Genomic DNA, 10,069 nt, shown 5'->3' with positions numbered 1-10,069 from the left:
AGCGCGCCCGCCTAACAAATCCCTCAAGATGCCCCCAGTCTCTCCTGAGCGTCTCCGCCGTCTCCAGCGTCCCAACACCGCCTCAGCAGCGCCGGTGAAGGGGGTTCTAAGGTTTACCCAAACAACCCGCAAGTGGAAAATTCGACAAACTCGCAAAAAACCGCAGATTTAAATTTTACCCATATAAATCATACTCTTAAATAACGACACACTCCACGAAACCCGCAACACGCAGTGCATCCCACCTCGAATCTCAGCTTTTGAACAGGGTTACCCATAGACTCAGCGCCGAGTCAGATGGAATCGGCCTGACGCGACCGAGTCAGCACACCGGATATAGGCAAACGCAGTAGCAACAGGCCGACGATTGCAGACAGATAGACCAGCGGTTCAATCTGGAAGCCCTTGGCCAACATGACATAGTGCAGCCCACCCAGAATCGCCGCGGGAAACACCAGGCGCTGCAAGCTGCGCCATCGCGGACCCAATTTCCGCACCGACAGATTGTTCGACGTCACCGCCAACGGCAGCATCAAGACAAAAGCGGCCATGCCGACCGTTATATAAGGGCGCTTAACGATATCCGCCCAAATCTGGCTGGGCACCTGCACATCCAACACTAGCCACACCAACAGATGCAGCGTGACATACGCAAAGGTCAGAACCCCAAGGGCGCGGCGGAACTTCAGCAGGTTCAGGCCGATGAATCGCCGCAGTGGAGAAATCGCCAGTACACCAATCAGAAGCTGTAACGCCAACTCTCCGTAACGATGCTCCAACGCCTCTATCGGGTTTACGCCCAATCCGCCTGTCAGCCCCTGGTAAAACAACCAGGGCGCTGGAAGCGCCCCAATTAGGTAGACCGCCCAAGCCGGAATACGGCGTAATATATGATTCACCTGCTGCATAGACTTAATAGTATTGCGAAAGATCCATGCCTTCGTACAGCCCAGCGACCTCGTTCTCATAGCCGTTGAACATCAGGGTTGGGATACGCTTGGCAAAGAGACCGCCGCCGATTTCACGTTCCGAGGCTTGCGACCAGCGCGGATGGTTCACGTTCGGGTTCACGTTACTATAGAAGCCATACTCACGTGGCGCCGACATGTTCCAGCTGGTGGGTGGCTCTTCTTCTGTCAGAGTGATCCGCACGATCGACTTGATCGACTTGAAGCCGTATTTCCACGGCACCACCAAACGCAGCGGCGCACCATTCTGGTTTGGGATCGGCCGATCATAAATACCCGTCGCCATGATGGTCAGCGGATGCATCGCCTCATCCAAGCGCAGACCCTCGCGGTAAGGCCACTCCAGAATCGGGTAGCGCACGCCCGGCATCTCATCGGGGATCAAGGCGGTTTCAAAGGCCACGTATTTGGCCCCTTCCTGAACACCTGCCATGTTCAGAAGATCAGCCAGTTCGAACCCGTTCCACGGGATCACCATCGACCAGGCCTCGACACAACGGAAACGATAGATGCGTTCTTCGACCGTCATCTCGGACATGATATCCTTAAAGTCATAGTCGCCCGGATTGTCGACCAGACCGTCGATCTTAACACTCCATGGTTCGGTGGTCAGCGCACCGGCATATTTGACAGGATCATCCTTGCCAGTCCCGAATTCATAAAAGTTGTTATAAGACGTGATCTCTTCCCAGGTGTTCGGCTCCAGCGCTTCTTGCGCCGTCGCGCCGCGCGCCATCCCCGCCAGTCCGACACCTGCCAGCCCGGCCATAACCTGACGCCGGTTCAAAAACGCCGCCCTTGGGGTGACGTCCGCATGTGTCAATGTATTGGTCCAGCGATGCGCCATGTATGTCTCCGTTGTCAAAACACCTCGAGTATGAGGTAGATCGCTGATAGCACAGTGCCAAGGTAATGAGCGTCACGATTGAGCGACGAGATTGTAACGTAGTCGCCTGTAGGCGTGGACTTCAGAACGTTCCCAACCAAGCTAAACTTTGCAATTCAGGCCCGGAACGTGCAGGCTTTGCAATGGATCAACAGACGTAGTGCGGTGTTTTTGGGGAAACCGTCAAAGCATACCTGCATCCATTAGATCCCTTGCGCCTGCTGACATTGCGATATCAATGGTATGAACCACAGAAAAAACAAACCTATGCCCGCCCCCGCCGCAATCAGTGCCAAGGCTGCATCTTATGCCGAACAAGCCGCAATTCGGGATTTAACGCAGCCTCTTCCCGAAATGCGGGCTATGTTGCGAGAGGATTACGCAGACAGTTGTACCGCAGCCGTAGAAATGTCCGGCGTTGCACTGTCCGATGAAACAATTGGCGGTGTGCGTTGCATGGTTATCACTCCTGCCGAACCGCGCCCTGGCCGCAGGTTGGTCTATCTGTTCGGCGGCGGCTTTACCCTTGGCAGCCCGTTTGAGGATTTGCCAATCTCAGCCTGGCTGGCAGCGAAGACCGGCGCGGTTGTGATTGCACCGGACTATCCCCTGGCCCCCGAAGCGCCATACCCGGCGGCCCTTGATGCCTGCACCGCAGTCATCTCGTCTGTACTGGCCGAAACGCCTGGGGCTTGCCTGTGCGGTGAATCTGCCGGGGGAAATCTTGCATTGGCAGCAGTCCATAGATCGCGCGCAAATGGCGCTCCGTTGCCAAAGGCACTGGCCCTGCTTTCACCTTTTGTCGACCTGCAGAACAACGGGGACAGCGGACTGGCAGATCGCGACCCGTTTCTAAATCAGTCTGAAATCGACTTTTTCCGTGACTGTTATGTTGGCAAAGACGTCGACCTGACAGCCCCCGACGTATCTCCGATTTACGGCCTCTTCGACGCAGATTTTCCACCCGTCTTTCTGACTTCGGGAACCCGCGATCATTTGTTGAGCGGTTGCGTGCGTCTGGATCGCCTGCTGCGACAGGCCGGCGCCGACTGCACCCTGCGTGTATGGGAGGGCATGTGGCACGTGTTCGAGTTTTACCCGGAGATACCCGAAGCCGATGCCTCGCTGACGGAAATCGCTGTTTTTCTGAATGGGCATTTTGCCAAGGTGTAAAAAAAAAAGACCCGCCAGTTTGGCGGGTCTTTCTGGTTTCCAATCTCAGATCAATGCACCACGGCATCGTCCGGGCGGGGTCGATCTGACGTGCCCAGCCTGTCACCGATGATCAGACCTTCGGCTCCGGTGGTCACCGGGACAGTCTCGCCGTCCTTGATCTCACCGGCCAGCAGGGCTTCGGCCAATGGGTTCTGAAGCGCGCGCTGAATCACGCGTTTCAGCGGACGCGCACCAAAGACCGGATCATAGCCTTCGTTCGCCAGCCATTCCTTGGCACCATCGTCCAGTGCCAGCTCGATCTTGCGGGCGGCCAGACGTTTCTGCAGGCGTGCCATCTGGATATCAACGATGCCATCCATATCGGCCCGCTTGAGCCGGTCAAAGATGATCGTTTCGTCCAGACGATTCAGGAATTCCGGCCGGAAATGCGCCCGGACCGCATCCATCACGTCGCGTTTGGCCTGCGCACTGTCCGCACCTTCGGGCAACTGGCTGAGCGCCTGAGAGCCGAGGTTCGACGTCAGAATGATCAGCGTCTGCTTGAAGTCCACGGTGCGGCCCTGACCATCGGTCAGCACACCATCGTCCAGAACCTGCAGCAGCACATTGAACACATCCGGATGCGCCTTTTCGACCTCGTCAAACAGCACGACCTGATAGGGCCGACGCCGCACGGCTTCGGTCAGCACACCGCCTTCATCATAACCGACATAGCCCGGAGGGGCACCGATCAGACGGGCAACCGCGTGTTTCTCCATGAACTCGGACATGTCGATGCGCACCATCGCGTTGTCGTCATCGAACAGGAAGTTCGCCACGGCCTTGGTCAATTCGGTCTTACCCACGCCAGTCGGTCCGAGGAACAGGAACGAACCCAGCGGGCGACCCTCATCATTCAGGCCAGCACGCGCACGGCGCACGGCGTTGGCCACGGCAGTCACCGCCGCATCCTGACCGATCACGCGGGAATGCAGATCGTCTTCCATCCGCAGCAGCTTCTCGCGCTCACCTTCCAGCATTTTCGAAGTCGGGATACCCGTCCAGCGTTCGACCACCGAAGCGATCTGTTCCGGACGCACCGTTTCCTCGGCCATCATGGCGTTGCTTTCGGCGTTTTCGGCCTCGGTCAGCTTTTTCTCAAGCTCGGGGATGACGCCGTAGGACAGTTCACCCGCCTTGGCGAGGTTGCCTTCGCGCTTAGCGATCTCCAGATCGGCCCGCGCCTTGTCGAGCTGCTCCTTCAGATCACGCGCACCTGCCAGCTTATCGCGTTCGGCCTGCCACTGGGCGGTCATCTCCGCGGATTTCTCCTGCAGGTCGGCCAGATCCTTTTGCAAGGTTTCCAGACGATCCTTGGAGGCTGCGTCATCCTCAAGCTTCAGCGCTTCTTCCTCGATCTGCATCTGCAGGATCTGACGATCAAGTTGATCGAGTTCTTCTGGCTTGGAGTCTACCTCCATCCGCAGACGCGACGCCGCCTCATCGACCAAATCGATAGCTTTGTCAGGCAGGAACCGGTCGGTGATATAGCGATGCGACAGGGTCGCCGCCGATACCAGTGCCGAGTCCGAGATGCGCACACCGTGGTGCAGCTCGTACTTCTCTTTAATACCGCGCAGGATGCTGATCGTGTCCTCGACCGTCGGCTCCTGCACCATCACTGGCTGGAACCGGCGCGCAAGGGCCGCGTCTTTTTCGACGTATTTGCGGTACTCGTCCAGCGTGGTTGCACCGATACAATGCAGCTCACCTCGTGCAAGCGCGGGCTTGATCAGGTTGGCGGCATCCATCGCACCGTCGGATTTACCGGCACCGACCAATGTGTGCATCTCGTCGATGAACAGGATAATCTCACCGGCGGCCTCGGTGACCTCGGTCAGAACCGCCTTGAGGCGTTCTTCGAATTCACCGCGGTACTTCGCACCGGCGATCAGCGCGCCCATGTCCAGCGCCAGCAGTTTCTTGTCCTTCAGCGATTCCGGCACATCACCATTGATAATGCGCAGGGCCATACCTTCAGCAATCGCGGTCTTACCAACGCCGGGTTCCCCGATCAGAACCGGATTGTTCTTGGTACGACGCGACAGAACCTGCATCGAGCGACGGATTTCCTCATCCCGTCCGATGATCGGGTCGATCTTGCCCTCGGCCGCAGCCTCGGTCAGATCGCGCGCGTATTTTTTGAGCGCGTCATAGCCCTCCTCTGCCGACGCGCTGTCAGCGGTGCGACCCTTGCGGATATCATTGATTGCCTCGTTCAGTTTCTGCGCAGACACAGCGCCGGCATCCAAAGCGTCCTTGGCTTTGGATTTCACCATGCACAGTGCCATCAACACGCGTTCGACCGGCACAAAGCTGTCGCCCGCTTTGGTGGCAATCTTGGCGGCCTCGTCCAACACCTTGGCGGTCTGGCCGTCCATGTAAATCTGGCTTGCGTCGCCGCTGACCTTCGGGATTTTGGCCATCGCAGCATCCAGCGCCTCGACCACGCGGTTCGGCGCGCCACCTGCACGTGTGATCAGGTTGCTGGCCAGACCCTGATCGTCATCCATCAATGCTTTCAAAATATGTGTGGGCTCCAACCTCTGGTGCCCCTCGCGCAGCGCAATCGTCTGCGCCGCCTGCACGAACCCCCGTGCCCGCTCGGTGAACTTGTTCAAGTCCATAGCATTCTCCTTTATCTCAAGCGCCCTGAATGTGATGCGCCCGCTTGGCGGCACGCGTCGGTCTGGGCCTCACATTCAATCTGGGAAATATCTTTGACGGTTCAAGAGGCTAAGCCGCAGAATCCGCACTTAACGGCGCGGTACGGAATAGACTGTATACCCTCCGGTTTTTGCGACTTGCCGTGCATTATACATGTCGACCAATGATTGCGCCGCATCGCTGCCTGAGGGGCAGGACACAAGATCAGCCGCGTCATCCAGAAAATCGACGGTAAAGGCCGTTTCGCCGGTTAACTGGCAATCATCGTCGGTCGAACGATAGCCGCGCACAAGGCGCAGGTCCTGATTGGTCGGGGATCTGATGACCGTATCTGCGGCCTCTGGCTGCAACGGCATTTGCTGACAGCCAACCAAAGACAAAACAAACCCCACACCCGCAAACTGTTTCATGAGTCCCCCATCTTAAATGTTCTTTGTAGTGGGAGGACCATAGCACACTCAGTCATGAGGAATGCGACTTCGATCAAACATCGGTCCTGCATGGACACAAGGCGCGGAACCCGTTAGGACGCAGACGTTTGCCAAAAAGGAGCTTGCCCCATGTCCGATGACCGCCTGATCGTTGCCCTTGATGTTCCAAACGCCTTGCAAGGTCTGGCCATGGCCGAGCGGCTGGGCGATGCCGTATCTTTCTACAAGATCGGGCTGGGTATGCTGACCGGGGGCGGGCTGGCCCTGGCTAATGAGCTGAAACAGGATCACGGCAAGCGCATTTTTCTGGACATGAAGCTGTTCGACATCGGCAACACAGTGGAAAACGCTGTGCGCGGGTTGGCGCAGTTCGATCTGGATTTCCTGACCGTGCATGGTGATCCCCATGTGGTACGCGCCGCGAAAGAGGGTGCCTCAGGCAAGGACCTTAAAATCCTCGCCGTGACCATCCTGACCTCACTGAACCGCGACGATCTGGATGCCAGCCTGCTGAAAGAGGGCAACGTGCAGGAACTGGTGGTCGAACGTGCGGCACGCGCGCTAGAGGCCGGGGCCGATGGCGTCATCGCCAGCCCGCAAGAGGCCGCGCTAATCCGCGCCCTGCCCCAGGCCGAAGGTCGTCTGATCGTTACTCCAGGTGTCCGACCAGCAGGCGCAGCATTGGGCGATCAGAAACGTGTGGCCACCCCGGCCAGTGCAATCAGCGACGGTGCCGATCACATCGTTGTTGGCCGCCCGATCTATCAGGCACAGGACCCAAAAGCCGCAGCCCAGGCGGTTCTTGCTGAGTTAAATTCCTTGACACATCACTGACAAGTGCCACCAAATCAGCGAATTTCCGCGCAGAAATGGCTTGCAACCAGTTGACCTAACGTCACTTTCCGGCCCAACCGTGCCAAATCGCCGCTGTGCCCCAAAACACACATGAAAAATACGAGTTTCTCATGTGTGACCTCGGTCCTATCGAAATTGGCGGTTTTGCGCGATTCTAGGGGTGTGATACTCCCCGCGGACCCTCTCTTCCTGAGGTCCGTCACCTCCCCCCGCCACTTCGCGGGGGGTCTTCTTTCGGACATGACCCTGTTTTCAGTAATCGCTGGCATTTCGTGCCACAGCTGGGGCTGGTATAAAGAAACCACTAATTGAATCGCATGAAAGGCGGGAAGATTTCATGCCCGGTCTCTGCCGAGATTGCCTGACCAAATTGACCGACGAACGGCGCTGCACTGCCTGCGGCAGCCCGCGAATCAAGGCGCATCCCGAGCTGTTTGATCTGTCCATCGCACATATGGATTGCGATGCCTTCTATGCTTCGGTCGAAAAGCGGGACAATCCCGAGTTGGCCGACAAGCCGGTAATCATCGGCGGCGGTAAACGCGGCGTGGTGTCGACCGCTTGTTATGTGGCGCGCATTCGCGGGGTGCGGTCGGCCATGCCGATGTTCAAAGCCTTGCAACTGTGCCCCGAGGCGGTGGTGATCAAGCCGCGCATGTCGGTCTATGCCGAAGTGTCGCGCGAGATTCGCAAGATGATGGACGAACTGACCCCGGTGGTCGAACCGCTGTCGCTGGACGAGGCGTTCATGGACCTGTCCGGCACGCAGCGCCTGCATGGCGCGCCGCCTGCCGTTATGCTGGCGCGGCTGGTTGGGCGGATGAAGGATGAGTTGGGTGTGACCGGCTCTATCGGGCTGTCGCACAACAAGTTTCTGGCCAAGGTCGCCTCGGACCTCGACAAGCCGCGCGGATTCTCGGTGATCGGAAAAGCGGAAACGGCTGAGTTCCTGTACGACAAACCCGTGCGGCTGATCTGGGGCATCGGCCCTGCCGCGCAGGAATCGCTGGATCGCGCGGGTATCCGCAGTTTTTCCGACCTGCTGCGCTGGAACCAAGAGGCGCTGACCGCACGTTTCGGATCAATGGGTTACCGGCTTTGGCATCTAGCGCGCGGGCAGGACAAACGACGCGTCTCAGCCCATGAGCCGATGAAATCCATCAGCAACGAAACGACGTTTTTCGAAGATACCGCCAGTCTGGATATTCTGGATGGGCACATCTGGCGCCTTTCCGAAAAGGTGGCGGACAGGGCAAAGGCCAAAGGTTTGGCCGGGCGTGTTGTCACCCTGAAACTCAAACGAGCCAATCACAAGATCATCACCCGGCGCGTATCCCTGCGCGATGCCACCCAGATTGCCGATCGCCTTTATCGCACGGCCCGTGGCCTTTTCGACCAGGTTGGCGATCAGGGGCCTTATCGATTGCTGGGCGTTGGCTTGTCTGATTTGTGCCCCGAAGCGCAGGCCGATATATCGGGCGATTTGCTGGATCCCGGAGCCACTCAGCGATCGCAGGCCGAACGTGCCACCGACGAGATTCGGCGCCGTTTTGGCAATGATGCAATTGTGAAAGGCCGCGCGCTGCGCTGAGCTTACTCGGCCGCCAGGCGAACTGGATCATCGCCAATGCTGGCGATTTCCTGAATGATGTCGCGCAGAATCTCTTGAAACAGGGCAAAATTCTCATTCGGCACGATGTTGGCCTCGTCCATGTAAAGCGCCCGGTCAACTTCAATCTGCACCGCATGTTGCTGACGGGCGGGGCGGCCATAGGTCTGGGTCACATACGCCCCGGCAAAGGGCGCGTTGCGTGCCACGTTCAGCCCGGCGGACACAAAGGCCGCTTCGATCCGATCCACAACCTCGATTGAGGCTGACGCGCCAAACCTATCCCCCAGCACCACATCTGGCCGCTTGGATTTCGCGTTGCTGGCCATGGCGACCGCCTCATGCGGCATCGAGTGGCAATCGATCAATATCGCCTGGCCGAAGACGTCGAGCGATTCGGCCAACAAGGATTTGAGACGTGCATGATAGGGCCGCCAGCAGGTGTCGATGCGCAGGCGCGCCTCATCCATCGTCAGCTTGCCGCGATAGATCGCACGCCCATTGGCCACCACGCGGGGAATCACCCCCAACCCGGATGCCACCCGGGGGTTATGCCCGGAACGTCGCGCCCCTTGGACCAGTGCCGGATCCAGCTCCTCGGCACTGCGGTTCAGATCCAGATACGCCCGCGGCAACACTGCCGAGATCAACGGCGCGCCAAAGTCAGCCGCCGCAGAAAACAGCTGATCTACAAAGGCATCTTCCGAGGATCGAATCACATTTTCACTTAGAACCGTGCGGTTCAACAGCGTTTGAGGGTAACTCCGACCACTATGAGGAGAAGAAAACACCACGCATGACGTGCGTCTGGCGGGCATGTCCAATACATAGGGGGCGTTCGGCATGGTGACTCCTTGTTCGCATTGAACATAGACCGGAAAATAGTTCTGCCAAACCCCTTGAACCCCTTTGCGACTCCTTTTATAGACCCCGCTACCGGCGCGGGGTTCCGCGCCCCATTTCGTTATGGGGTAGGACAACGCAACGGGACGTGGGCGGTTAGCTCAGCGGTAGAGCACTTCGTTGACATCGAAGGGGTCACAAGTTCGATCCTTGTACCGCCCACCATGATTTCACTGTTCCGGGCTTCCGGGGCACCCGACTAACCCAGGCGCTGGCCACGTCCTTGATGAAGGCGCCGCAGATTGGAGACAGACCAATGAAGGTCAAGAACTCGCTCCGCTCGCTCAAGAACCGGCACCGTGATTGCCGTATTGTGCGTCGCAAAGGCCGCGTCTACGTGATCAACAAGACGCAGCGCAAGTTCAAAGCTCGTCAGGGCTAAGAACTGCACATAACCACTTAAAGAAACCGCGCCTTCGAGCGCGGTTTTTTGTTTTCCAACTATGCGTTTTTCGCCTGCGCTTAGCCTCATGAAGGACCGGGCAAGTTTGATTTTGATATTTCGCGTTGTGATAGAGCGTTCTCGTGTTAACGT

General features: G+C 58.0%; 9 protein-coding genes and 1 tRNA gene. 5 read left to right on the top strand and 5 right to left on the bottom strand.

The genetic code is table 11. The annotated features are described in order from the left end of the window. Positions 1-293: 293 nt before the first annotated feature. Both msrQ and msrP read right to left on the bottom strand, forming a co-directional pair. On the bottom strand, positions 294-908 hold the full coding sequence (msrQ, locus tag ACR0JB_RS15355) for a protein-methionine-sulfoxide reductase heme-binding subunit MsrQ (RefSeq protein WP_170399980.1): 615 nt from the start codon (positions 906-908) through the stop codon (positions 294-296). A gap of 4 nt (positions 909-912) precedes the next feature. Beyond that, positions 913-1,815 carry a protein-methionine-sulfoxide reductase catalytic subunit MsrP gene (msrP, locus tag ACR0JB_RS15350; RefSeq protein WP_170399978.1) on the bottom strand — a complete coding sequence of 301 codons (903 nt, stop codon included), beginning with the start codon at positions 1,813-1,815 and terminating at the stop codon, positions 913-915. Between the two features lie 306 nt (positions 1,816-2,121). Here msrP and ACR0JB_RS15345 point away from each other — a divergent pair, with 306 nt between their 5' ends. After that, positions 2,122-3,027, top strand: coding sequence for an alpha/beta hydrolase (locus tag ACR0JB_RS15345; RefSeq protein WP_170399976.1), 906 nt, complete (start codon positions 2,122-2,124; stop codon positions 3,025-3,027). 50 nt (positions 3,028-3,077) lie between these two features. Here ACR0JB_RS15345 and clpB read toward each other — a convergent pair whose 3' ends face one another. Both clpB and ACR0JB_RS15335 read right to left on the bottom strand, forming a co-directional pair. Continuing rightward, positions 3,078-5,696: an ATP-dependent chaperone ClpB gene (clpB, locus tag ACR0JB_RS15340; protein WP_170399974.1), complete on the bottom strand. Its 2,619-nt coding sequence runs from the start codon at positions 5,694-5,696 to the stop codon at positions 3,078-3,080. A gap of 129 nt (positions 5,697-5,825) precedes the next feature. After that, the gene (locus ACR0JB_RS15335; protein WP_170352007.1) at positions 5,826-6,146 is read right to left on the bottom strand and encodes a hypothetical protein; all 321 of its coding nucleotides are present in this window, start codon (positions 6,144-6,146) and stop codon (positions 5,826-5,828) included. A 150-nt stretch (positions 6,147-6,296) separates the two neighbouring features. Here ACR0JB_RS15335 and pyrF point away from each other — a divergent pair, with 150 nt between their 5' ends. Together pyrF and ACR0JB_RS15325 are read left to right on the top strand one after the other, a co-directional pair. After that, positions 6,297-7,001 carry an orotidine-5'-phosphate decarboxylase gene (gene pyrF / locus ACR0JB_RS15330; protein ID WP_170361982.1) on the top strand — a complete coding sequence of 235 codons (705 nt, stop codon included), beginning with the start codon at positions 6,297-6,299 and terminating at the stop codon, positions 6,999-7,001. Positions 7,002-7,359: 358 nt separating this feature from the next. Further along, positions 7,360-8,613 (top strand): DNA polymerase IV, encoded by a 1,254-nt coding sequence (locus tag ACR0JB_RS15325; RefSeq protein ID WP_170399972.1) that lies wholly within the window; start codon positions 7,360-7,362, stop codon positions 8,611-8,613. 2 nt (positions 8,614-8,615) lie between these two features. Here ACR0JB_RS15325 and ACR0JB_RS15320 read toward each other — a convergent pair whose 3' ends face one another. Beyond that, positions 8,616-9,476, bottom strand: coding sequence for an N-formylglutamate amidohydrolase (locus tag ACR0JB_RS15320; RefSeq protein WP_170399970.1), 861 nt, complete (start codon positions 9,474-9,476; stop codon positions 8,616-8,618). A gap of 148 nt (positions 9,477-9,624) precedes the next feature. On the opposite strand from ACR0JB_RS15320, the gene ACR0JB_RS15315 reads away from it, so the two are divergent. Both ACR0JB_RS15315 and ykgO read left to right on the top strand, forming a co-directional pair. Further along, a tRNA-Val gene (locus tag ACR0JB_RS15315) sits at positions 9,625-9,699 on the top strand. 91 nt (positions 9,700-9,790) lie between these two features. Next, the gene (gene ykgO, locus ACR0JB_RS15310; RefSeq protein ID WP_008755722.1) at positions 9,791-9,916 is read left to right on the top strand and encodes a type B 50S ribosomal protein L36; all 126 of its coding nucleotides are present in this window, start codon (positions 9,791-9,793) and stop codon (positions 9,914-9,916) included. The last annotated feature ends 153 nt before the right edge of the window (positions 9,917-10,069 follow it).

This window comes from Ruegeria sp. BI7 (assembly GCF_056537925.1).
This window is presented reverse-complemented; position numbering and strand designations above follow the sequence as displayed.